This is a genomic window from Mesorhizobium sp. B2-5-3, from assembly GCF_006441005.1.
Classification (GTDB): domain Bacteria; phylum Pseudomonadota; class Alphaproteobacteria; order Rhizobiales; family Rhizobiaceae; genus Mesorhizobium.
The window spans coordinates 747,143-768,856 of sequence record NZ_VFUS01000001.1; the positions used below are offsets into that span (position 1 = coordinate 747,143).

The following is a 21,714-nucleotide window of genomic DNA, read 5'->3' on the forward strand; positions in this document are numbered from 1 at the left end:
AACCGCGTTCCCGGTTCGCCCGGAAGCCCGGAATATTCTCTCAAAATTTTCTGAACGGCGAGCACGGTAGCCTAGCCGCCGCGCCAAACGGGCCGCAGCGCCGCGGTTGAGCTGACGAACGCACTTTCCCGTAGTGTCCCGGTTGCGATCTGGCCGGTCTGCTGGCGCATTCCGCTCTGAATCCCTATATGCCTAGAGGAAAGCACAGGAGATTTCATGATAGCCAAATACACAACCGCTGAAGAAATGGCTCAAACCGTAGGCGTTGAGCCGACAGCATTCCGTGAAGCGCTACGCAGTGCTAAGTTTCCCCGTAAACGCGGCACTGACTGGGAAGTGACAATCGGCGGCCCGGCATACTCAGGAATGCGTACCGTCCTAGCATCTCTCATACGGCGCAAGGCGGCCTGATTCCGACCGGTCCAAAAGGTCACATGTTCTTTTCAATCGCGCCGCTTTTCCATAGGAGTTTGGCTAGGATCGCGACAAGCGCGGCGTCTAATTTCAAACTGAGACACTACCCACTTTCCCGCTTGACTGCGTGGTGGCACGGAATAGTTTAGGCTGAAAATACCGGCCCTGATCGCCGGGCGGCAAGAATGCCTCGTATGCCTCGCCCTCCGGCGGTGGCTGCGGGGCATTGTTATTTTGGGGATCTGTTTGAAACGGCGTATCGAGATCGGCATCCTCTATTCCCGCTCGGGAAGCTACCAGCTCGTCTCCGATGCGTGCCGGACGGGCGCCATGCGCGCCATCGCCGACACCAATGCCGACCGCGGCTCGGGTATCGAACTGATGCCCGTCGAGCGTGACCCGCAAAGCAATGCCGATCGCTATGCGACGCTCTGCGAGGACATCTTCAAGACCAGCAGCGCCCGCCATGTCGTCGGCTGCGTCACTTCCTGGAGTCGCAAGGAGACCATTCCGGTGCTGGAAAAAGCCGGCGGCATGCTCTGGTACGCCTGCCCCTATGAAGGCTTCGAGGCCAACGAGCACGTCGTCTACATGCACGCTTGCCCAAACCAGCATCTGGTGCCGCTGATGGCCCATGTCGTGCCCCGCTTCGGCGCCAACGGCTTCCTGCTCGGCTCGAACTACATCTGGGGCTGGGAGATGAACCGCGTGGCGCGCGACCTGATCGCGGATGCCGGCGGCAAGGTTCTGGGCGAGCGCTATCTGCGCATAGGCGAGACCGACGTGTCGCGGCTGATCGCCGAGATCCGGGCGACGCGGCCGAACTTCGTCCTCAACAACCTGATCGGCACCTCCTCCTACGCCTTCCTGGCGGCCTACCGCGACCTGGGCGTTGAGGACCCGGCCTTCAGCCCCGAGGTGTGCCCGATCATCTCCTGCAACCTCACCGAGGGTGAGCTGCCGGCGATCGGCGAAACCGGCAAGGGGCATTTGTCGGTCGGGCCGTATTTCGCGCCTCGCCCGGCGGCCTTCGCCTCGTCTTTCGAGGCCTCCGCCTATGCCTCCGTGCAAGTGATGGCCGACGTGCTCTCGCGTGATCCCGACGCCGGTCCGGCGGAATTTTCCAAGGCCTTCGCCGAACGGCGCTTCTCCACCCGGCTCGGCCCGATTGCTATCGACGCTCATTCCCAGCACGCAACGCTGCCGGTAATCATCGGCCGGATCGCCGACGGCTTCTTCGAGGTCGTCAGCCGGCAGCACGAGGTCGCGCCCGATCCGTACCTGTCACGCTACGACCCCGCCACGACATTCGGCCGGCCGCGCCTGAGGGTGGTGTCGTGACCAGGCCATCGCGCATCCCGAATCTCGGCGGCGCCAGGGCATTCATCCTGCATCGCCCGCACCCGACCGTGCAGGCCATCACCAGGCAGTTGTCCGCCATCGGCCTGGTCACCGTCGACTGCTGGCCCGAACTGCCGCCTGAAGCGCTGGCCGCCGATTTCGTGTTCTTCGACGCCGATCTCGGTTTCGACGAGCAATTCCCGTGGAAGGCCGGCGAGGCGCCGATGCCGCTGGTGGCGCTGATCGGTTCGGAGGCGCCCGGCCGCATCGAATGGGCTCTCTCGCACAAGGCCGATGCGCAGCTCCTGAAGCCGGTCGGCACCGCCGGCGTCTACAGCGCGCTGCTGATCGCAAGGCAGAGTTTCGAGGCGCGAAAACATTTGGCCGGCGAGATCGCCTCGCTGCGTCAGCGTGTCGCCGAGCGCCAGACCATCGTGCGCGCCGTCGCGGCACTTTCGAAAGGCGCCGACGACGATCGCGCCTACGCGCAGCTGCGCTCGCTGGCGATGAGCTGGCAGATCAGTGTCGAGGATGCGGCGCGCCGCATCGTGGCAATGACCAATGAGGAAGTAACGGGTGAGGAAGGCGGCGATGACCACTCCTATCGCGCCTGACCTCCCGGCGGCCGCACGCATGCCGGTCAAGTCGCGCGCCGGCGTCTGGCGCCGGCTGGTCAAACGCCGCCTGGCGCTGCTCGGTCTGTTCATCGTCGCCATCGTCCTTGCCGGCGCGATCCTCGCGCCATGGCTGACCGGCTATGACCCGAATGAGCAGATGTTCGACGGGCTGACGCTGGAAGGCTCGCCCTTGCCGCCTGACGCAAAATTCTGGCTGGGCACCGATCTGCTCGGCCGCGACCTGTTGACCCGCATTCTCTACGGCGCCCGCACCTCGCTGATCATCGGCATCGCCGCCAATGGCGTGGCGCTGTTGATCGGCACGCTAGTCGGCGTCACGGCGGGTTATTTCCGCGGCTGGATCGGCAGCGCTCTCATGCGCTTCACCGATCTGATGATGGCGTTTCCGGCGCTGCTGCTCGCCATTTGCCTGGCGGCAGTGTTCGAGCCAAGTCTCTGGATCGTCGCTCTGGTCATCGCGCTGGTCAACTGGGTGCAGACCGCGCGCGTCATCTACACCGAAACCTCTTCGCTCGCCGAACGCGAGTTCATCGATGCCGAACGCACCATCGGGGCGAGCGCGCCGCGCATCCTGTTTCGCCACATCCTGCCGCATCTTCTGCCCACCATCATCGTCTGGGGCACGCTCGGCATCTCCACCACGGTGCTGCTGGAAGCGACGCTCTCCTTCCTCGGCATCGGCGTGCAGCCGCCGACGGCCTCCTGGGGCAACATCATCTTCGAGAACCAGACCTACTTCCAGGCGGCACCCTGGCTGGTGTTCTTCCCGGGTGCGGCGATCCTGGCGCTGGCGCTGGCCTTCAACCTGATCGGCGACGCGCTGCGCGACATCCTCGATCCGACGCAAAGGGGCCGGGCATGATCGCCTATCTCGGCCGCCGCCTGATCCAGTCGCTGCTCATCCTGCTCGGCGTCTCGCTGATCACCTTCGCGCTGCTTTATTTGCTGCCTGCCGACCCGGTGCGCCAGATCGCCGGCCGCAGCGCCACGCCGCAGACGGTCGAGAACATCCGCCAGCAGCTCGGCCTCGACCAGCCCTTCGTGGTCCAGTACTGGCACTATCTCACGAAGCTCGCCAGCGGCGATCTCGGCCGCTCCTACATCCAGCGCTCCGAGGTCACCGAGCTTATCGTCTCGCGGCTGCCGGCGAGCCTGCTCCTGATGGTCGGCGCCATCCTGTGCGAATTGCTGATCGGGCTCAGCATGGGCCTGATCGCCGCCGTCAAGCGCGGCACCGCCACCGACCAGACGCTGATGGTCGCCTCCTTCGTCGGCGTCTCGGCGCCGCAATTCGTCGTCGGCCTGCTTTTGCTCTACGTGTTCGCCGTGCGGCTGGGCTGGTTCCCGATCGGCGGCTACGGCACCTGGCGCCATCTGGTGCTGCCCTCGCTAACCATGGGCATTCTCGGCGCCGGCTGGTACGCGCGCATGATGCGCTCCTCGATGATCGACGTGCTGCGCCAGGATTATGTGCGCACCGCCCGCGCCAAGGGCCTGGCCCGCCGCGCCATCCTGTTCCGCCATGCGCTCCCCAACGCCATCCTGCCGGTCATCGCCATGATCGGCATCGATATCGGCATCTTCATGGGCGGCATCGTGGTGGTCGAAAGCGTGTTCGGCTGGCCAGGCATCGGCCAACTCGCCTGGCAGGCGATCCAGCGCGTCGACATTCCGATCATCATGGGCGTCACCCTGGTGTCGGCCTTCGCCATCGTGCTCGGCAATCTCTTGGCCGACATCATCGCCCCGTTCATCGATCCCCGCATCAAGCTCAGATGAAACCAGAAAACCAACAGAGAAAGGGAACATAACAATGAAAAAGCTTCTCGCATCCACCGTGGCCGTATCGGCGCTGGCGCTGATGCTCGGCATGACGAGCGTCCGCGCCGAGGACGCCGTCGATCCCAACGCCAAGCAGGGCGGCGCCATCACCATCACCTACAAGGACGATGTCGCGACCCTCGATCCGGCGATCGGCTATGACTGGCAGAACTGGTCGATGATCAAGAGCCTGTTCGACGGGCTGATGGACTACGAGCCGGGCACCACGAACCTCAAGCCCGATCTCGCCGAAAGCTACGAGATCTCGCCCGACGGCAAGACCTTCACCTTCAAGCTGCGCCATGGTGTGAAATTCCACAATGGCCGCGAAATGACCGCCGAGGACGTGAGATACTCGCTCGACCGCGTCACCAACCCGAAGACGCAGAGCCCCGGCGCCGGCTTCTTCGGCTCGATCAAGGGCTATGACGATGTCGCCGCCGGCAAGGCGGAGACACTATCGGGTGTCACCGTGGTCGACCCCTATACCGTCAAGTTCGAGCTGACCCGGCCCGACGCCACCTTCCTGCATGTCATGGCCATCAACTTCTCGCATGTCGTGCCGAAGGAAGAGGTCGAGAAATACGGCGCCGATTTCGGCAAGCATCCGGTCGGCACCGGCGCCTTCAAGCTCGCGGAGTGGACGCTCGGCCAGCGCATCGTCTTCGAGCGCAACGCGGACTACTGGCATAAGGGACTGCCGCATCTGGACAAGATCACCTTCGAAATCGGCCAGGAGCCGATCGTGGCGCTGCTGCGCCTTCAGAAGGGCGAGATCGACGTGCCCGGCGACGGCATTCCGCCGGCCAAGTTCCAGGAGGTGATGGCCGATCCCGAGCAGAAGGCGCGCGTCGTGGAGGGCGGGCAACTGCACACCGGCTACGTCACCATGAACACCACCATGGCGCCGTTCGACAATGTGAAGGTGCGCCAGGCGGTCAACATGGCGATCAACAAGGCGCGCGTCGTGCAGATCATCAACAACCGCGCCGTGCCGGCCAACCAGCCGCTGCCGCCGTCGATGCCGGGCTACGACAAGGCGTACAAGGGCTATCCCTATGACGTCGCCAAGGCCAAGGCGCTGCTGGCCGAAGCCGGCCATCCCGACGGCTTCGAGACGCAGCTTTTCGCCATGAACACCGATCCCAATCCGCGCATCGCGCAGGCGATCCAGCAGGATTTGGCGGCGATCGGCATCAAGGCCAGCATCCAGTCGCTCGCCCAGGCAAACGTCATCGCCGCCGGCGGCGACAAGGCCGGCGCGCCGATGATCTGGTCCGGCGGCATGGCCTGGATCGCCGACTTCCCGGACCCATCGAACTTCTACGGTCCGATCCTCGGCTGCGCCGGCGCGGTGCCTGGCGGCTGGAACTGGTCGTGGTATTGCAACAAGGACCTCGACGCCAAGGCGGCCGAGGCCGACTCGGTGGTCGACCCAGCCAAATCAGGCGAGCGCGACAAGATGTGGAGCGCCATCTACGACAAGGTGATGGAGGACGCGCCCTGGGCGCCGGTCTTCAACGAGCAGCGCTTCACCATGAAGTCCGCGCGCATGGGCGGCGCCGACAACCTCTATGTCGACCCGGTCCATATCCCGATCAACTACGACAATGTGTACGTAAAAGATGTGCAATAACTGCGACTACACCATCCACGGACGCCATCACCATTTCGGCTGGGACAATTCCTTTGCCCCGGCGCAGCGCGTGGCGCCCGGCTCGACCATCGAGTTTCAGTGCCTCGATTCCTCCGGTGGCCAGCTCAAGCCCGACAGCACCGTCGCCGACATCGCCAAGCTCGACTTCGCCGGGATCAACCCTGTCACCGGGCCGATTTTCGTCGAGGGCGCCGAGCCGGGCGACGCGCTGAAGGTGACGATCGAGATGTTCAAACCGTCCGGCTTCGGCTGGACGGCGAACATTCCAGGTTTCGGCCTGCTCGCCGACGACTTCAAGCAGCCGGCGCTGAACATCTGGAAATACGATGCCGCCTCGCTGGAGCCGGCCTTGTTCGGCAAGAACGGCCGCGTGCCGCTGAAACCCTTCGCCGGCACCATCGGCAACGCGCCGGGCGAGATGGGCCATCACTCGGTGGTGCCGCCCCGCCGCGTCGGCGGCAATCTGGACATTCGCGACCTCGCCGCCGGCACAACGCTCTATCTGCCGGTGGAGGTGGCCGGCGCACTGTTTTCGGTCGGCGACACGCATGCCGCGCAGGGCGACGGCGAGGTCTGCGGCACGGCGATCGAAAGCCCGATGGACGTCGTGCTCAAGCTCGACCTGGTCAAGGACGCCAGGCTGAAGATGCCGCGCTTCACCACGCCGGGCCCGGTGACGCGTCATCTCGACACCAAGGGCTACGAGGTGACCACCGGCATCGGCCCGGACCTGATGACCGGCGCGAAAGAGGCGGTCGCCCAGATGATCGACCTGCTCGCCGGCCGTTACCAGATCGATCCGGTCGAGGCCTATATGCTGGCCTCGGTCTGTGGCGATCTCAGGATCAGCGAGATCGTCGACATGCCGAACTGGGTGGTGTCGTTCTACTTCCCGCGCTGCGTGTTCGAATGATGTTCGGTCGGCGCTGCACCCCCACCCCGCTGCTTCGCAGCGACCCTCGCCACAAGGGGGAGAGTAAAAAACCGGCGCCCTACCTCCCCCTTGTGGGGAGGTCGGACCGAAGGTCCGGGTTGGGGGCGCCACAGAATAAATCCCTTGCAGGTTTGCGTCTGCAATGACCTCAGCCACCGAAACAATTCTCGACATCGCCAATCTCTCCGTCTCCGTGCGTGGCGAGGACGGCGAGCGCGACGTCGTCTCCAACCTCTCTCTGACGCTTTCACGCGGCGAGACGCTCTGCATCGCCGGCGAATCCGGCTCCGGCAAATCGATGACCGCGCTGGCGATCATGCAACTACTGCCGCGGCCCGCCGCGCGCATATCTTCGGGCACGATCCGCCTTCTTGGCGGGGATGCGGGCGACACCGATCTCACAGCGCTCGACGAGCGCCGGATGCGCCGCATCCGCGGCGACCGCATCGCCATGATCTTCCAGGAGCCGATGACCTCGCTGAACCCGGTGCTGTCGATCGGCCGCCAGCTCACCGAATCCATCGAGGCGCATACCAGCCTCTCGCCCGCCGAGGCCCGAAGCCGCGCCAGCGAGGCGTTGAAGGCAGTGCGCATTTCGGAAGCCGAAAGCCGGCTGAAACAGTTTCCGCATGAGCTGTCCGGCGGTATGCGCCAGCGGGTGATGATCGCCATGGCGCTGGCGCTGGAACCCGACGTGCTGATCGCCGACGAGCCGACGACTGCGCTCGACGTCACCGTGCAGGGCGAGGTTCTGGAACTGCTGCGCGACCTGCAGCGCCAGCACGGCACCAGCGTCATCCTCATCACCCACGACATGGGCGTGGTCGCCGAAATGGCCGACCGCGTCATCATCATGCGGCATGGCCGCATGGTCGAGGAAGGCAAGACATCGGACATTTTCGCCAGGCCGCAAGCCGAGTACACACGCGAGCTGCTCGCCGCCGTGCCGCGCATCGGCACTGGCGCCGGCCGCCAGAAATCGAAAGAGATTGCCGAGCCGGTTGCGCCGGCGAACGTCGCCGATGTCACCGATCTGCATGTCCGGTTCGACCTGCGTGGCGGCTTCTTCGGCCGGGTCAACCGGCGCGTCCATGCCGTCGAAGGCGTCAGCTTTTCGATCGCGCCCAACGAAACGCTGGCGCTGGTGGGCGAGTCCGGCTGCGGCAAGTCGACCACCGCCAAGGCGCTGGCCGGACTGGTGCCTTATACCGGCGACATCGTCATCGGCGAACGCAACCTGTCGGGCCTCGGCCGCGACGAGCGCAAGGCGGTGCGCCGCGACGTGCAGATGATCTTCCAGGACCCCTACGCTTCGCTCGACCCGCGCATGCGCGTCGGCGATCTCGTCGCCGAGCCGCTGGTCATCCATGGCGTCGCTTCGAAGGAAGAGCGCAGGGAGCGGGTGGCGGCATTATTCGAGCGTGTCGGCCTGTCGGCCGGCCAGATGGAGCTCTATCCCCACGAATTCTCCGGCGGCCAGCGCCAGCGCGTCTGCATCGCCCGTGCCCTGGCGCTCAGGCCGAAGCTGATCATCGCCGACGAAAGCGTTTCGGCCCTCGACGTTTCCGTGCAGGCGCGCGTGCTCGACCTGTTGAAGGAATTGCAGCGCGAATTCGGCGTCGCCTACCTCTTCATCTCCCATGATATGGCCGTAGTCGAAAACATCTCCGACCGCGTCGCCGTCATGTATCTCGGCCAGATCGTCGAAATGGGCACGCGCGACCAGGTTTTCTCCAACCCGCGCCACCCTTACACCAGGCGGCTGATCGAAGCTGTGCCGGTGCCCGATCCGGCGAAGCGCAGGAGCCGGTTCGCAAGGCTGGACCAGGAGATACCGAGTGCGACGCGGAGGCTGGGCGAGAGCCCGCAGAGGCTGGCGCTGAGCGATGTCGGAGGCGGTCACCTGGTGGCGGGGTGAGGGTATGCTGCTCATGTGGGGCGGCGCCGACGCTTGCTGCGGCAACTGCAGCCAAATCCGGGCCGCGACGGCTGTCCCGATCCCATCAATACCCAAGCGCCATTCCGTCCTTGCGTGGATCCGACGCCCCGGTCAGCGTTCCCTTTTCCCAGTCGATCAACACCGCCTGGCCGCCGCCGAGCGGATGGTGCGGCTGGGTGATGGCATGGCCGCGGCGGCGCAGGCCTTCGATCGCATCAGCGGGAACACCGCGCTCGGCCTCCACCATGCCGTCATTGTAGAACACTCGCGGCGCATCGAGCGCCTGCTGCGGATCCATGCCGAAGTCGAGCATGTTGGTCAAAAGATGGACGTGACCGAACGGCTGGTAGCCGCCGCCCATGACGCCGAACGGCATCACCACGCGGCCGTTTCGCGTCGCCATGCCGGGCATGATCGTGTGCATCGGCCGCTTGCCGGGCGCGATGGCGTTCGGATGCGCCGGGTCGAGGCGGAAGCTCGAGCCGCGGTTCTGCAGCACCACGCCGGTCTTCGGGCCGACGACGCCGCTGCCGAAGGAATAATAGGTCGAGTTGATGAAGGAGACCGCGTTGCGGTCGCGGTCGACGATGGAGATGTAGACCGTGTCGCTGCCGGGCAGCTGCACATCCGGCAGGTGCGTCATGGCACGCTGGCGGTCGATCTCGGCGCGCAGCCGCTCGGCATAGGCGGCCGACAGAAGCTCTTTTACCGGCACCGGCACATGGTCCTGGTCGCCGAGGAAACGGTCGCGGTCGCGGTAGGCCAACCGCCCCGCTTCGATCTCCAAGTGCAGGCGCTCGGCGCCGCCGGGGTCGAGCTCGCCGAGCCTGAGCCCCGACAGCACATTCAGCATCACGAGCGCCGTCAGCCCCTGATTGTTCGGCGGCATCTGGTGGATCTCGTGGCCGCCATAGGAGACGCTGACCGGCGCTACATAATCGCCCTTGGTCGAAGCGAAATCCTCAAGCGAATGCAGTCCGCCCAACGCCCTGAGCCGGCTCACAATGTCGTCGGCCACGGTGCCTTCATAGAACCCGGCGCGGCCATGCCTGGCAATGATGCGTAAGGTGGCGGCAAGCTCCGGCTGCCGGTGCACGTCGCCGGCCCTGGGCGCCTCGCCGCCCGGCAGGAAAATGCGCGCGGCGTGCTCGTCGGCCGACAGGTCGGTCTCCGGTTCGGCCCAGTCGAAGGCGACGCGGTCATGCACGACATAGCCGTTCTCGGCATAGTTGATCGCCGGCGCCAACACCTCTGCAAGGTCCTTGCTGCCATGGTCTTCCAGCAGCCTGCACCAGGCGTCGATCGCGCCGGGCACGGTCACGGCATGCGGTCCCTGTTTGGGAAGTTCGCTGAAGCCTTTGTCGCGATACCAGTCCACGGTCGCCTTGGCGGGCGCCCGGCCGGAGCCATTGAAAGCCAGCACGTGTCCCTGCCCCGCGGGGCAATAGAGGACAAAGCAGTCGCCGCCTATGCCGGTCGATTGCGGCTCGACCACGCCCTGCACGGCGGCGGCGCAGACAGCGGCGTCCATGGCATTGCCGCCGGCGCGCAGCATGTCAATGGCTGCAAGCGTCGAAAGCGGATGCGAGGTCGCGGCGATCGCTTCGGTGGCACGGACCGGCGAGCGGCCGGGAAACTGGAAATCACGCATTCTGTCCGAATATCTCCTGGTCACTTGAAGCCAATTGGTCCGGTGAAATCAATGCCGTCTGCCGAAGATCTGCGCCACCGACAAGAGCACGACCGACAGCACGATCAGGCAGGTCGAGATGGCAGCGATCGTCGGGTCTATCTGGTCGCGCAGGGCGTTGAACATGCGGCGCGTCAAGGTCGTCGTCTCGCCGCCCGAGATGAACAGCGAAACCACCACTTCGTCGAAGGAGGTGATGAAGGCAAACAGCGCGCCCGAGACGATCGAGAAGCGGATCTGCGGCATGGTAACTTGCCAGAAGGCGGCTACGCGTCCGGCGCCCAGGCTGCGCGCCACGCGCTCCTGGTTCATGTCGTAGGAGCGCAGGCCCGAAAGCACCGTCAGCACCACCAGCGGCAGCGCCTGCACCGTATGCGCGATGACCAGGCCGGTCAGCGTGTTGTTCAGCCCGATGCGCGCGTAGAGGAAGAAAGTGCCGATGCCGATCAGGATCACAGGTACGATCAGCGATGCCGTCATCAGTGCGTTGATGCTGCCGTTGAAGCGCAGCGTGCCGCGATTGATGGCGTAGGCGGCGGCCGTGCCGAGCGGCGTCGCCACCAGCGCTGTCATAACGGCCACCTTGACCGAGACGACCGTCGCGTCGCGCCACTCCGGCGACTGGAAGTAGGTCTGGTACCAGCGCAGCGACCATTGCTGGGGCGGAAACTGCAGCAGCGTCGAATCCGAAAACGACATGATGACGATGATGACCGACGGCGCGATCAGGAACAGCAGCACGAGGCCGCCCAGCGCATAGAGCCACAGACGTTGCCGGTGCGAGATCGGCAGGCCGACATCTCCACTCATCGCGAACTCCACACACCTGTGGCGCGCGCGCCGAGCAGCCACTGGAACAGGCCGAGCAGCGCCAGCGTGACCGCGAGCAGCACGACGCCGAGCGCCGCGCCGGCGCCCCAGTTGGAATAGAGACTGGTGGTCTGTTCCATGCGCATCGCCCACATGACAACCTTGCCGCCGCCCATCAGCGCCGGCGTGACGAAAAAACCGAGGCACAGCACGAAGACGATGACCACGCCCGAGGCGAGGCCGGGCAGCGACAGCGGAAAGAAGATCTGCCGGAAGGTGGCGACGGGGCCGGCGCCCAGGTTCATCCCGGCGCGCAGGCAGTCGGTGTCGATGGTCTTCATCGAGGCGTAGAGCGGCAGCACCAGGAACGGCAGCAATATATGCGTCATGCCGATGACGACGCCGGAAAAATTGTTGGCCAGCGGCAGCGGCTGGCTGATGACTCCGAGGTCGATCAGCCAGCTGTTGATCAGCCCCTTGCGCTGCAGGATCACCAGCCAGGCATAGGTGCGCACCAGCACCGATGTCCAGAACGGCAGGATGACGAAGATCAGGCAGATCGACGCCGCCCGGCGCGGCAATTGCGACAGCATATAAGCCAAGGGATAGCCCAGCAGCACGCAAGCGGCGGTGACGATGAAGGCGACCTTGAAGGTGGTGAGGAAGGTCTTGATGTAGGAGGTCTGCTCGAAAAAGCGCGCATAGTTGGCCGCGCTCAAGACGCCGGCCTCGTCGAACAGCGACAGCCAGAACAGCCAGCCGATCGGCACGATGATGATGGCAAAGACGAGGAACAGGCTTGGCGACAGCAGCGCCAACAGCCGAAACTGCTCGCGCCGCGCATCGGCGCGCAACGCATGCGCGTTCAGGTCCTGGGTCATGGCGCCAATTGCCTCGTCCATCGTGGCGGTTTGCACGCTCATCAGTCCGCCGCCACCAGGATCGTATCCTGCGCATCGAGGCCAAGCGCGATCGGCTGCCCGGAGGCCGGCAACCTGGCCAGCACGTCGCTGCGGCAATAGTCGCGCAATGTCAGCTGCCTGCCGTCGCGCAGCACGGCGTAGCAGACGAAGCTGTCGCCCTGATAAATCACGTCACTGAGCGTCGCGCTGAGCACGTTGACGCCCTTGGCCGGCTCTGCATTTGACAGCAGCCGCAGCTTTTCCGGCCGCACCACCATCAGCTGCTGGCCCGATGCCGGCGCCGGCGCCGCGGTGTGGATTTGCCTGTCCTCGTACCAGACCGAACCGCTGCGGCATTCGACGGGAATGAAATTCGATTCCCCGATGAAGCCGGCGACGAACCGGGTGCGCGGCGCGGCGTAGAGAATTTCGGGCTTGTCGAGCTGCTCGATGCGCCCGGCATTCATGACGGCGATACGATCCGACATGGTGATCGCCTCGCGCTGGTCGTGCGTGACATAGACAGTCGTCATGCCAAGCCGCCGATGCAGGGCGCGCAGTTCGATCTGCATGTGCTCGCGCAAGCCCTTGTCCAACGCCGACAGCGGCTCGTCCATCAGCACGATGCGCGGCTCGAACACGATGGCGCGCGCCAGCGCCACGCGCTGGCGCTGGCCACCGGAGAGCTGGTCGACGCGCCGTTCGCCGAGGCCCTGCAACTTCACCAACTCCAGCGCTTTCTCGACGCGTTCCACCGTCTCGGCGGCCGGAACGCGGCGCTGCTTCAGCGGAAAGGCGATGTTGTGGAAGACGTTCATATGCGGGAACAGGGCATAGTTCTGGAACACCATGCCGATATTGCGCCTGTGCGGCGGCGTGGTGATGATCTCCTCGTCGCCGACCTTGATTGAGCCGGCATTGGCCCTGACGAATCCCGCCAGGATCATCAGCAGCGTCGTCTTTCCGGAGCCGGAAGGGCCGAGCAACGTCAGGAATTCGCCGGCCGCGACGTCGAGATTGAGGTCGCGCAGCACCGATACGGAGCCAAAACGTTTCTCTATCGCGCGCATGCCGATCGGCAGCGCGGATGGCGCAATGGACAAGATTGTTTTCTCCTGGGCAGGACTCCAAGAAGCAGGGCCAGGCGGCCCCGCAATGTCAGGGTTTCCGGTCTATTGCTGGATCAGATTGTTGAACTTCTCCGTCGCCTCGACGAGGTTGTCGCGCCAGAACTCGGCGTCCTGCAGCACCTGCTTCTTGACGTTCTCAGGCGACGAGTTGATGTCCTTGATCCGCTCCGGCGGGATCTTCCCGGTCTCGAACGCCTTCTCGTTGACCGGTCCGTTGTCGACATAAAGCGGCAGATTGGCCTGTAATTGCGGACTGACGAACATCGCCAGCGCCTTCATCGCGACCTCCTTGTTCTTGGCGCCCTTGGGAATGACCATGCAGTCGGCGGTGAGTACGCCCTGGTCGAAGGAGAAGCTGACCGGCGCGCCTTCCTTCTTCAAGGTGCCGGCGCGGCCGTTCCAGATGCTTGCCATGTCGACCTCGCCGTCCTTCACCAGTTGCATGGCCTGCGCGCCGGAAGTCCACCAGGCATCGACATGGCCACGGATCTTGTCGACCGATTTCAGCGCGCCGTCGATGTCGACAGGATAGACCTTGTCGATCGGAATGCCGTCGGCGAGGGCTGCAACGCTAAGCGTCTCCGTCGCCTGACTGCTGCTCAGTGCGCGCCGTCCGGGAAACTTCTCCACATTCCAGAAATCGGCCCAGGTCTTGGGGCCTTTGTCACCGAACACGTCGGTCCGGTAGACGAGTACCACGGAGGTGTAGGAGATGCCGACCCAGTCGTCATGCACGAGCTTGGGATCGATGCCGCTCTTGTCGATGAGGTTGTAGTCGAGCTTTTCGAAAAGCCCTTCCTTCGAGCCGCGCGCGCATTCGTCGGCGCCGAGCTCGGTGATGTCCCACTTCACCGCGTTGCCTGTCACCTGCAGGCGCACGTCATCGAGACCGTTGGTGGTGTCTTCCTTGATGGTGATGCCGAGCGCATCGGCGGTCGGCTTGAAGAAGGCCTTGGCCTGCGCCTCCTGATAGGTGCCGCCCCATGAGGCGACGGTAATGGTGTCGCCTGCCGCGGCGGGCGCCGTGACCGTGGCCATGAGGCCCGCTATGGCAACGACGCTAATGCCTTTGGTGCTGTTCATTTCGGTTCTCCAACCGGTGTTCCCATTGTTTTTGATTTCGCATGCGATTTTGTATACAATTTTGAGTGTAGCTCGGGGATCAGCGAAGTCAACACCGCTCGGCGGGGCCTTGGGGCCACCGACCCGGGGCCGGGGAATGGCAAAACGCGCCGATTTTGAATACAGCTACGCGCGAAACACATCGATTTCCGGCACGGACCGGAGACTGGATACGGAACTTGGCCAAGGAAACAAAAAACACGCTGCGCGACTCGGTCTATTCCGCGCTCAAGGCAATGATCGTGACCGGCCAGATCCCGCCGGGCGCGCGCGTCACCGAGAGCGACATTGCGGCAAAGCTGAATGTCAGCCGCACGCCCGTGCGCGAGGCCTTCAACCGCCTCGAGCGCGACGGGTTGGTCACCGGCCGGCCGCGGCAGGGCTACGCCGTCACCGAGTTCGACATAAACATGTTCCGCGAGGCCTTCGACATCCGCGAACTGCTCGACGGCCACGCCACCGAACTGGCGGCGGCTGCGGCCACCGAGAAAGACAAGGCGCGGCTGCGCGCCATGCTGGCCGAATGCGAGAGGCTGGCCGCCATTGCGGATCGAACCACAAGGGAAAAATTCCAGGAGCTTGAAGTCGGCATCGATCTGCACCGCGTCATCGCCGAAATCAGCGGCAATGCCATGCTGCACGGCATGCTGTGCGGCATCCTCGACAGGTGCCAGCACTATGTCTGGACGGAACTGCTGTGGCTCGACGAATGGAAGATCGCCCGCGACGAGCATGCCGAGATCGTCGAGGCGATCTGCGCCGGCGACGCCAAGCGCGCCGGCGCCCTGGCGCGCGCCCATGTGCGCGGCTCGCGCGAGAACGTGCTGCGCCTGCTGCAGGCCAAATCGGATTACCAGAGCTTTCTGGCCAAGGCGTCGTGAGCGGGGTTGGACTTGGCGCGAAGCAACGCGTTAGCGATCTCGACTGGGCAGCCATGGATATTGCGGGTGGCGATGCTACCATAGGCCGGACGAACCTCGACAAGGACACTCCAGGTGCTTCCCTCGACAGGGCTTGAGCGATTGAGCGCATTTTCGGATGGCGTGTTCGCCGTCCTTATCACCGTGCTCGTGCTTGACCTGCGTCCACCGGAGGTGCCGACCTTCACCGCGTTGCTGGCCTTGTGGCCGACATGGCTGAGCTACGGCGTGAGCTATCTCTTCATCGCCATCGTCTGGGCGAATCACCATCATCTCCTGCGCCACGCCACGGCGGCGACGACCAGCCTGATGTGGTACAATTTCGCGCACCTGTTTTCGGTGTCGCTGCTGCCGTTGGCAACCGCGTGGATGGCGGTCAGCGAGCTGGCCCCGCAGCCGGTGGCGTTCTACGCGGTCGTCTTCTTCCTGGTGAACCTGACCTACATTCTCCTGATCCGGGAACTCATCGACCCGATGCCGGCCGACACCGTTCCGCTCAAGGTGCGCAAGGTCATGCGCATCCGCTCGATGGTGACGCTGTGCCTTTTCGGCTTGGCGGCGGTCGTCGCCCTGAAATACCCGATCGCCGGACTGGCGATCTGTTGCTGCTGCCTGACGGTCTATCTCCGGCCGGAAGCGCCGGGATCGCGCGCCGGCTGAGCACAATGTCAGGTCATGCCGCCCGCGTCGGCTTTCGGCCTCGATCCGCCAGACCGCCCTGAATTTGCGCTGGGCAGTCTCCAGATGCTCGCCGCATCGCCACTTGGCCGCGTCAGGCCGCGCGGCTCGAACGGCAGGGTCGTTACGGTCGAAAATGATCAGTCGGCGGAGCGCTTCTCGAATACGGAGCGTGCGACCGGGGCTGCCGAGAAAGCGTTTGGCCATCCCGCGTAATAGGCGAGATGACTGATCACCTCCGAGGCCTCGGCGCGCGTCAGTCCATTATCCATGGCCCTGTTGAGATGATAGGGAATCTGCTCCACCTGACCGGCGGCGACCAGCGCGCTGACCGTCACCAGGCTGCGGTCGCGCGGCGCGAGATCGGGACGCAGCCACAGGTCGCGAAACAGCACTTCCGTCGTGTCGCGCACCAGGCCCGGCGACGCCGGTCCCGTGCCTTGCTCGACCCGTGCGGCACGATCGGCCTCCGCCTTTTCGTCGAGCGGCAGCAAATCGACGACAGCCTTGGGGAGCTGGTCCGACCCGATGCCGCGTGCCTCGAACACCGCTTTGGCGATCGCCGTGGCTGCCATCGCGTTGCCCCACCCGGCATAGAAGGCAAGATGCGTGATCATCTCCGAGATCTCGGCCGGCTTCACGCCACTGTCGAGGGCGAGGCTCAACTGCTCCGGCAGGAGTATGCCCTGGTTGCGGGTGACCACCGCCGCGATGGTGACGATGCTGCGATCGCGCCGCGACAGGCCGGGGCGCTTCCAAACGTCATTGGCAAGCTTGTCCGTCGCATAGCGCGCAAGGGCGGGCGAGACGGCCTGCACATCCTCTGGAGGCAGGCTGCCGGTCTGCGATCCCGTCTGCGCCGCAGCGTCGGCAGCCCCCATCGACAAAGCGAGTGCGAGAATGGTTGAAGGTTTCATGATGATGCCTTTCGTTCCTGCGTACGGTCAGCGGTATTGCTCGTCGGAGACAGGCTCCAGCCAGTCGACATTCTTGCCGTCATGCATGTAGCTCAACGCGATATGGGCCATCGGGCTGGTGGCGGTCGCGCCATGCCAGTGCTTCACCCCGGCGGGAATCCAGACGACGTCGCCTGGATTGATGACGAGGGCCTCCTTGCCGTCTTCGCGAATCCAGCCTTGGCCTGATGTGACGATCAGCAACTGACCGGCAGGATGGGTGTGCCAGACGGTGCGCGCTCCGGGAGCAAAGTTCACCAGCCCTGTGCTTGCGCGCGTTATCTCGGTGGCGGGAAACAGCGCAGTGATGACCGCTTGCCCGGTAAAGTTTTCTGCCGCTCCGATCATCGCCGGCGTGCTGCCGTTTGTCCGGATTTCGATGCCCTGCGCTTGCACGGGCATACCTCCCGCCACACTCGCGGCCGTTGCTGTCAGGATTTTCTTCATTTTGGTCTCCTTAAGGTTCGCTCCCCTGCATTTGTGGGCTGAACGCAGTGCGGCGCTTACAGACGAAGCAGCGTCTTGATCGCCCGCCTCTCATCCATGGCGCGGTAGCCCTCGGCGACATCGGCCAGCGGCAGGGTCAGGTCGAAGACCTTGCCGGGATTGATCTTGCGCTCCAGCACCAGATCCATCAGATGCGGAAGAAAACGGCGCACGGGCGCGGGGCCGCCGAGCAGGCTCTTCTGGGCGAAGAAGAGGCCCTGGCCGTCGAGCTGGACGCCATGCGGCACGCCGACGAAGCCGATCGAGCCGCCGGGGCGGGCACAGTTGATCGCCTGCATCATGGATTCCTGCGTGCCGACGCATTCCAGCACGGATTCCGCGCCGACGCCGCGGGTCAGATCCTTGATCCGCGCCACGCCGTCATCGCCGCGCTCCGAAATGATATCGGTGGCGCCGAATTCGAGCGCGAGATCCTGGCGCGTCTTGTGACGGCTCATGGCGATGATGCGCTCCGCGCCCATCTGCTTGGCCGCGAGCACGCCCATCAGCCCGACCGCGCCGTCACCCACGACGACCGCCGTCGCGCCGGGCTCGACGCGCGCGGCGTCGGCGGCATACCAGCCGGTGCCAAGCACATCCGATGCCGCCAGCAGGCTCGGGATCAGATCGTCCTCGGGCATGCCGGGGGTGGCGACCAGCGTGCCGTCGGCAAGCGGCACGCGCAGCATCGGCGCCTGCGCCCGGCTCATGAACTCGCGCTGCTCGCAGGACGAGGGGAAGCCGAAGCGGCAATGCGGGCAGGTGTTGTCGGAGGTGCAGAACGAGCCGACGACGAACTGGCCGGGCTTCACCGTTCTCACCGCGCTGCCCACTTCCACCACCACGCCGCAATATTCGTGGCCCATATGCATCGGTTCGTTCAGCGGCTGGAGCCCGCGATAGGGCCACAGGTCGGAGCCGCAGATGCAGGTGGCCGAGAGCTTGAGGATGGCGTCGGTGGGATGAAGGATTTCGGGCTCCGCCACTTCCTCGCAGCGGATGTCGCCGGCACCGTAAAGAACTGTTCCGAGCATGGTTTTCTCCTTGAGCTATGTCAGGCGTTCTATGCGTATGTTGAAGCGTCCGCCGCGCAGCAGCGGCGCGATACCGCTGTCCAGCCGGCCGAGCCGGATCAGGCCGCGCGAATACCGGTAGGGGCCATAAAAGAAGATGAGATTGCCCCAGGGCGCGTAGTAGGCGATGTCGCCGATGGCCTCATTGTCGAACGGGCCGCTGCCCTCGAGCCGCAATTTGCGCGGCAGGTAGCCGATCTTCTCGACGGATGCGTAGTCTTCCAGTGTCAGATCGAGCGGTAGCATCGCGGCGAAATCCTGCGCGCTCGGATTGTCGAACAGGGATGCCGTCAGGCGCATTGCGTCCACTTCAATAGCAATCCTCATCAACGGTTTCTCCTGTCCGTCCGTTCCGCCGGCTTGGCCTGGCGCGGCGGAGGGTGCGAACGCGGCTGCCAGTGCGGCGGCAACCGCGGTGCGGCGCGTCATGTGGCTGCGTGTCATGGTGCGCCCTTGGAGTGGTCATGGGCGGCTGCCGCCGCGGCCAGCGCGGATCCCACAAGCAGCACCGCGCCGAGTGCGAAGGGGCTTCGCCAGCCGAGCGTGTCCAGCAGCAGGCCGCCGCCCGCCGCGCCGAGCGTGATGGCGAACTGGATGACGGCGACCTGCAAGCCGCCGCCGGCTTCGGCATCGTCGCGCAGCGCGCGGCTCAGCCAGGTGCCCCAGCCGACCGGCGCCGCGGTTCCGAAAAAGCCCCAGCCGACGAGCAACGCGGTGACGGCCACCGGCATCGATCCAAGCACGATCAATGCGACCGCCAACAGCGCCATGGCCAGCGGAATGATGATGACGATGCTGTAGAGCCGCGTCTTGAGCAGCCGGCCTATGGTCCAGGTGCCGGCGACGCCTGCTAGTCCCATCACGAGCAGGATCGCCGAGAGCGCCGAAACGCCGACACCGGTCACGGTTTCCAGGAAAGGCCTGAGATAGGTGAAGAGCGCGAACTGGCCCATGAAGAGCAACAGGATCGAGGTCATGCCGAGCGCGACCTGACGGCGCAGCAGCAACCGGAGGACATTGCCCGACGCCTTGCGGCCGCGTGGCGGCAGCGCAGGCAGGCTGAAGCTTTGCCAGACAAGGGCAAAGAGGGCCAGCGGCACCACGAGGAAGAACGCGCCGCGCCAGCCGACATAATCGCCGAGCAGGCTTCCGAGCGGCGCCGATATGGTTGCCGCGATGGCGTTGCCGGCGTTGATCATCGCCAAGCCCTCGGACACGGAGTCCTCCGGCACGAGGCGCATCACGATCGCGGTGGACATCGACCAGAAACCGCCGATGGCAATGCCGAGCAAGACGCGGCCGATCATCAGCACGGCATAGTTGGGCGCAAAGGTCACCACCAAGCCGGACACGGCGAGCAGCAGCGAGAACGACGTCAGCACCAGCTTGCGGTCGATATGCCGCGTCAGGCCGGCGATGAACAGGCTGGTGACGACCGCGAAGATGCCGGAGACCGAGATCGCCTGTCCCGCCCGGCCTTCGGTGATGCCGAGCCCGTCGGCGATCGGCGTCAGCAAGCTGACCGGCATGAACTCGGAAGCGATGAGGACGGCGACGCAAAGCGTCATCGAGAACACCGCACCCCATGCTGCCCGAGGCTTCACCAGCCTGTCGTCGTAAGTCGTTTCCATCAGCCGTCACCACGCACAAAAAGCCGGCCGCCGGAAAACGCATCGGCGGCCTGTTCGCGACAGGAGATAGCGCCGGACTATTGGAATGATTAGCGGCTGAAAGTCGCTTGAACTTATCGATGCAGGCCATAAATAACGTCGGGCCGTATTCAGCGGGGCAGAAGGCCATGCGCGAAAACTTCAACGATCTTCTGTGGTTCCTGATGGTGGCCGAGGAGCGCAGTTTCACCAAGGCCGCCGCCAAGATCGGTATTACTCAATCGACCCTCAGCCACACCATCAAGCGGCTCGAAACGCGCCTGGGCCTGCGGCTGCTGGCGCGAACGACGCGCAGTGTCTCGACGACCGAGGCGGGGGAGCGGTTGCGTCAATCCCTGGCACCGCGCATCGTCGATATCGAAACCGACATCGCGGCGCTGACGGCCTATCGCGACAAACCCTCGGGGACCGTGCGCATCACCGTCTCCGATCATGCGCTCGAGCAGCTGGTCTGGCCGAAACTGCGGCCTGTCCTTGCCGACTATCCCGACATCAAGCTCGAATTCAGCCGGGACAACGGATTGCGCAACATTGTCGAGGATGGTTTCGATGCTGGCGTGCGGCTTGGCGAAAGCGTGGAGAAGGACATGATCGCCGTGCGCATCGGGCCGGACTGGCGACTTGTTGCCGTAGGCTCGCCGGCCTACATCGCCGGACGTGGCGTGCCGAAGGCGCCGCAAGACCTGATCGGCCACAATTGCATCAACCTGCGCATGACCAGCGCCGGTGGCCTCTATGCCTGGGAATTCCAGAAGGCCGGCCAGGCTCTGCGCGTCCGCGTCGATGGCCAGCTCGTGTTCAACTCGACCCTGCCGATGGTCGACGCCGCGATTGCCGGCTACGGGCTTGCCTATGTGCCCGAGGATCTGGTCACGGCGCATGTTGCCGCCGGACGGTTGCAACTCGTGCTCGACGATTGGTCGCCGAAATTCGCCGGCTATTACCTATACTATCCAAGCAGTCGCCAGAACTCGCCGGCCTTCAAGGTCATTGTCGACGCGCTTCGAAAACACAGCCAATGATGGCCACCACACAGAAGCCGAGGACGGGGCTGAGCACAACCGGGAATGGGAGCGGCGGACCTCAGATGATGCCGTGCTTCTTCAGCAGCGCCTGCTCATCGCCCGACACCCATCCGAATATCTTCGGCTCGCCGTCGAGTTTCCGGACAAGGTAGTGAACGTCGAAATCTATCTCGACGTCCGCTTGACCCTTGCGGGCATAGGTCGCGGTCCACGCAACATGGGCAACGCAATGATGCTCGTCGATCGGCGAGATGCCGATGTCGCGTATCCGCATCTCTTTCGTTCCGATTGCCCGGTAGTGGGCATAGCCCTGAGCCATGACTTGCTTGAGTTGATCGTCGTTCTTTCCGGTCACGACGCCGGCAGGCGAGGCGGCTATGAACTCCGACGTGTAGAGCGACGCGGCCTCATCCATATCCATGCCGCCGCCAAGCGACTCCTTGAAAAACCGCTGATAGCGTTCAAAAAATCTCTTTACGCTCATCTCCATGATTTCCGCTCCGGTCGT

Annotated in this window: 21 protein-coding genes; 10 read left to right on the forward strand and 11 right to left on the reverse strand. The window is 64.5% G+C overall.

Features of this window, described 5'->3' with window-relative positions:
• Positions 1-660: 660 nt before the first annotated feature.
• From FJ867_RS03855 to FJ867_RS03885, 7 genes are all read left to right on the forward strand, one after another.
• Positions 661-1,755 (forward strand): transporter substrate-binding protein, encoded by a 1,095-nt coding sequence (locus FJ867_RS03855; protein WP_140816595.1) that lies wholly within the window; start codon positions 661-663, stop codon positions 1,753-1,755.
• Positions 1,752-2,369 carry an ANTAR domain-containing protein gene (locus FJ867_RS03860; RefSeq protein ID WP_140491561.1) on the forward strand — a complete coding sequence of 206 codons (618 nt, stop codon included), beginning with the start codon at positions 1,752-1,754 and terminating at the stop codon, positions 2,367-2,369. The genes FJ867_RS03855 and FJ867_RS03860 overlap by 4 nt, the downstream gene beginning before the upstream one ends.
• Before the next feature lie 19 nt (positions 2,370-2,388).
• Entirely contained in the window at positions 2,389-3,255 is an 867-nt protein-coding gene (locus FJ867_RS03865; protein WP_210239460.1) for an ABC transporter permease, read from the forward strand.
• Positions 3,252-4,172: an ABC transporter permease gene (locus tag FJ867_RS03870; RefSeq protein WP_140491557.1), complete on the forward strand. Its 921-nt coding sequence runs from the start codon at positions 3,252-3,254 to the stop codon at positions 4,170-4,172. The genes FJ867_RS03865 and FJ867_RS03870 overlap by 4 nt, the downstream gene beginning before the upstream one ends.
• Positions 4,173-4,206: 34 nt before the next feature.
• Complete coding sequence (locus tag FJ867_RS03875) at positions 4,207-5,850, forward strand: ABC transporter substrate-binding protein (RefSeq protein ID WP_140816597.1); 1,644 nt, start codon at positions 4,207-4,209, stop codon at positions 5,848-5,850.
• Entirely contained in the window at positions 5,840-6,784 is a 945-nt protein-coding gene (locus FJ867_RS03880) for an acetamidase/formamidase family protein (protein WP_140491553.1), read from the forward strand. The genes FJ867_RS03875 and FJ867_RS03880 overlap by 11 nt, the downstream gene beginning before the upstream one ends.
• 163 nt (positions 6,785-6,947) lie before the next feature.
• The gene (locus FJ867_RS03885) at positions 6,948-8,723 is read left to right on the forward strand and encodes an ABC transporter ATP-binding protein (protein WP_140816599.1); all 1,776 of its coding nucleotides are present in this window, start codon (positions 6,948-6,950) and stop codon (positions 8,721-8,723) included.
• An 85-nt stretch (positions 8,724-8,808) separates the two neighbouring features.
• Here the strand turns inward: FJ867_RS03885 and ggt are convergent, their stop codons facing one another.
• The 5 genes from ggt to FJ867_RS03910 form a co-directional block, all read right to left on the reverse strand.
• A complete protein-coding gene (gene ggt / locus FJ867_RS03890; protein ID WP_140563703.1) occupies positions 8,809-10,395 on the reverse strand; it encodes a gamma-glutamyltransferase in 1,587 nt (528 codons plus the stop codon).
• Positions 10,396-10,443: 48 nt separating this feature from the next.
• On the reverse strand, positions 10,444-11,244 hold the full coding sequence (locus tag FJ867_RS03895; protein WP_140559092.1) for an ABC transporter permease: 801 nt from the start codon (positions 11,242-11,244) through the stop codon (positions 10,444-10,446).
• Positions 11,241-12,167: an ABC transporter permease gene (locus FJ867_RS03900; RefSeq protein ID WP_140524273.1), complete on the reverse strand. Its 927-nt coding sequence runs from the start codon at positions 12,165-12,167 to the stop codon at positions 11,241-11,243. The genes FJ867_RS03895 and FJ867_RS03900 overlap by 4 nt, the downstream gene beginning before the upstream one ends.
• The gene (locus FJ867_RS03905) at positions 12,167-13,249 is read right to left on the reverse strand and encodes an ABC transporter ATP-binding protein (protein WP_140524271.1); all 1,083 of its coding nucleotides are present in this window, start codon (positions 13,247-13,249) and stop codon (positions 12,167-12,169) included. Before FJ867_RS03905 ends, FJ867_RS03900 begins: the two co-directional genes overlap by 1 nt.
• 69 nt (positions 13,250-13,318) lie before the next feature.
• Positions 13,319-14,359: an ABC transporter substrate-binding protein gene (locus FJ867_RS03910; protein ID WP_140559090.1), complete on the reverse strand. Its 1,041-nt coding sequence runs from the start codon at positions 14,357-14,359 to the stop codon at positions 13,319-13,321.
• A 218-nt stretch (positions 14,360-14,577) separates the two neighbouring features.
• Between FJ867_RS03910 and FJ867_RS03915 the strand changes: the two genes are divergently transcribed.
• Together FJ867_RS03915 and FJ867_RS03920 are read left to right on the forward strand one after the other, a co-directional pair.
• Positions 14,578-15,279, forward strand: a complete 702-nt coding sequence (locus FJ867_RS03915) for a GntR family transcriptional regulator (RefSeq protein ID WP_181168309.1) — start codon at positions 14,578-14,580, stop codon at positions 15,277-15,279.
• A gap of 141 nt (positions 15,280-15,420) precedes the next feature.
• Positions 15,421-15,978, forward strand: a complete 558-nt coding sequence (locus FJ867_RS03920; RefSeq protein WP_246670963.1) for a TMEM175 family protein — start codon at positions 15,421-15,423, stop codon at positions 15,976-15,978.
• Positions 15,979-16,136: 158 nt separating this feature from the next.
• Here FJ867_RS03920 and FJ867_RS03925 read toward each other — a convergent pair whose 3' ends face one another.
• The 5 genes from FJ867_RS03925 to FJ867_RS03945 all read right to left on the reverse strand — a co-directional run bounded on the left by FJ867_RS03925 (position 16,137) and on the right by FJ867_RS03945 (position 20,142).
• The gene (locus tag FJ867_RS03925; RefSeq protein WP_348640072.1) at positions 16,137-16,877 is read right to left on the reverse strand and encodes a carboxymuconolactone decarboxylase family protein; all 741 of its coding nucleotides are present in this window, start codon (positions 16,875-16,877) and stop codon (positions 16,137-16,139) included.
• Between the two features lie 63 nt (positions 16,878-16,940).
• Complete coding sequence (locus FJ867_RS03930) at positions 16,941-17,399, reverse strand: cupin domain-containing protein (RefSeq protein WP_140514268.1); 459 nt, start codon at positions 17,397-17,399, stop codon at positions 16,941-16,943.
• Positions 17,400-17,455: 56 nt separating this feature from the next.
• Positions 17,456-18,472 (reverse strand): zinc-dependent alcohol dehydrogenase family protein, encoded by a 1,017-nt coding sequence (locus FJ867_RS03935; RefSeq protein WP_140514270.1) that lies wholly within the window; start codon positions 18,470-18,472, stop codon positions 17,456-17,458.
• A gap of 15 nt (positions 18,473-18,487) precedes the next feature.
• Positions 18,488-18,838 (reverse strand): cyclophilin-like fold protein, encoded by a 351-nt coding sequence (locus tag FJ867_RS03940; RefSeq protein ID WP_319023022.1) that lies wholly within the window; start codon positions 18,836-18,838, stop codon positions 18,488-18,490.
• A gap of 113 nt (positions 18,839-18,951) precedes the next feature.
• Entirely contained in the window at positions 18,952-20,142 is a 1,191-nt protein-coding gene (locus tag FJ867_RS03945) for an MFS transporter (RefSeq protein WP_140816601.1), read from the reverse strand.
• 167 nt (positions 20,143-20,309) lie between these two features.
• Between FJ867_RS03945 and FJ867_RS03950 the strand changes: the two genes are divergently transcribed.
• Entirely contained in the window at positions 20,310-21,203 is an 894-nt protein-coding gene (locus FJ867_RS03950; RefSeq protein ID WP_140554653.1) for a LysR family transcriptional regulator, read from the forward strand.
• Positions 21,204-21,264: 61 nt separating this feature from the next.
• Here FJ867_RS03950 and FJ867_RS03955 read toward each other — a convergent pair whose 3' ends face one another.
• Positions 21,265-21,696 (reverse strand): nuclear transport factor 2 family protein, encoded by a 432-nt coding sequence (locus tag FJ867_RS03955; protein ID WP_140491522.1) that lies wholly within the window; start codon positions 21,694-21,696, stop codon positions 21,265-21,267.
• Between the last annotated feature and the right edge of the window lie 18 nt (positions 21,697-21,714).

Bases quoted from the DNA above. Each gene is read 5' to 3' on its own strand.
- FJ867_RS03865 (WP_210239460.1), top strand. From the start codon at position 2,389: ATGCCGGTCAAGTCGCGCGCCGGCGTCTGGCGCCGGCTGGTCAAACGC.
- FJ867_RS03870 (WP_140491557.1), top strand. From the start codon at position 3,252: ATGATCGCCTATCTCGGCCGCCGCCTGATCCAGTCGCTGCTCATCCTG.
- FJ867_RS03875 (WP_140816597.1), top strand. From the start codon at position 4,207: ATGAAAAAGCTTCTCGCATCCACCGTGGCCGTATCGGCGCTGGCGCTG.
- FJ867_RS03880 (WP_140491553.1), top strand. From the start codon at position 5,840: ATGTGCAATAACTGCGACTACACCATCCACGGACGCCATCACCATTTC.
- FJ867_RS03885 (WP_140816599.1), top strand. From the start codon at position 6,948: ATGACCTCAGCCACCGAAACAATTCTCGACATCGCCAATCTCTCCGTC.
- ggt (WP_140563703.1), bottom strand. From the start codon at position 10,395: ATGCGTGATTTCCAGTTTCCCGGCCGCTCGCCGGTCCGTGCCACCGAA.
- FJ867_RS03895 (WP_140559092.1), bottom strand. From the start codon at position 11,244: ATGAGTGGAGATGTCGGCCTGCCGATCTCGCACCGGCAACGTCTGTGG.
- FJ867_RS03900 (WP_140524273.1), bottom strand. From the start codon at position 12,167: ATGAGCGTGCAAACCGCCACGATGGACGAGGCAATTGGCGCCATGACC.
- FJ867_RS03910 (WP_140559090.1), bottom strand. From the start codon at position 14,359: ATGAACAGCACCAAAGGCATTAGCGTCGTTGCCATAGCGGGCCTCATG.
- FJ867_RS03925 (WP_348640072.1), bottom strand. From the start codon at position 16,877: ATGGGGGCTGCCGACGCTGCGGCGCAGACGGGATCGCAGACCGGCAGC.
- FJ867_RS03930 (WP_140514268.1), bottom strand. From the start codon at position 17,399: ATGAAGAAAATCCTGACAGCAACGGCCGCGAGTGTGGCGGGAGGTATG.
- FJ867_RS03935 (WP_140514270.1), bottom strand. From the start codon at position 18,472: ATGCTCGGAACAGTTCTTTACGGTGCCGGCGACATCCGCTGCGAGGAA.
- FJ867_RS03940 (WP_319023022.1), bottom strand. From the start codon at position 18,838: ATGAGGATTGCTATTGAAGTGGACGCAATGCGCCTGACGGCATCCCTG.
- FJ867_RS03945 (WP_140816601.1), bottom strand. From the start codon at position 20,142: ATGGAAACGACTTACGACGACAGGCTGGTGAAGCCTCGGGCAGCATGG.
- FJ867_RS03950 (WP_140554653.1), top strand. From the start codon at position 20,310: ATGCGCGAAAACTTCAACGATCTTCTGTGGTTCCTGATGGTGGCCGAG.
- FJ867_RS03955 (WP_140491522.1), bottom strand. From the start codon at position 21,696: ATGGAGATGAGCGTAAAGAGATTTTTTGAACGCTATCAGCGGTTTTTC.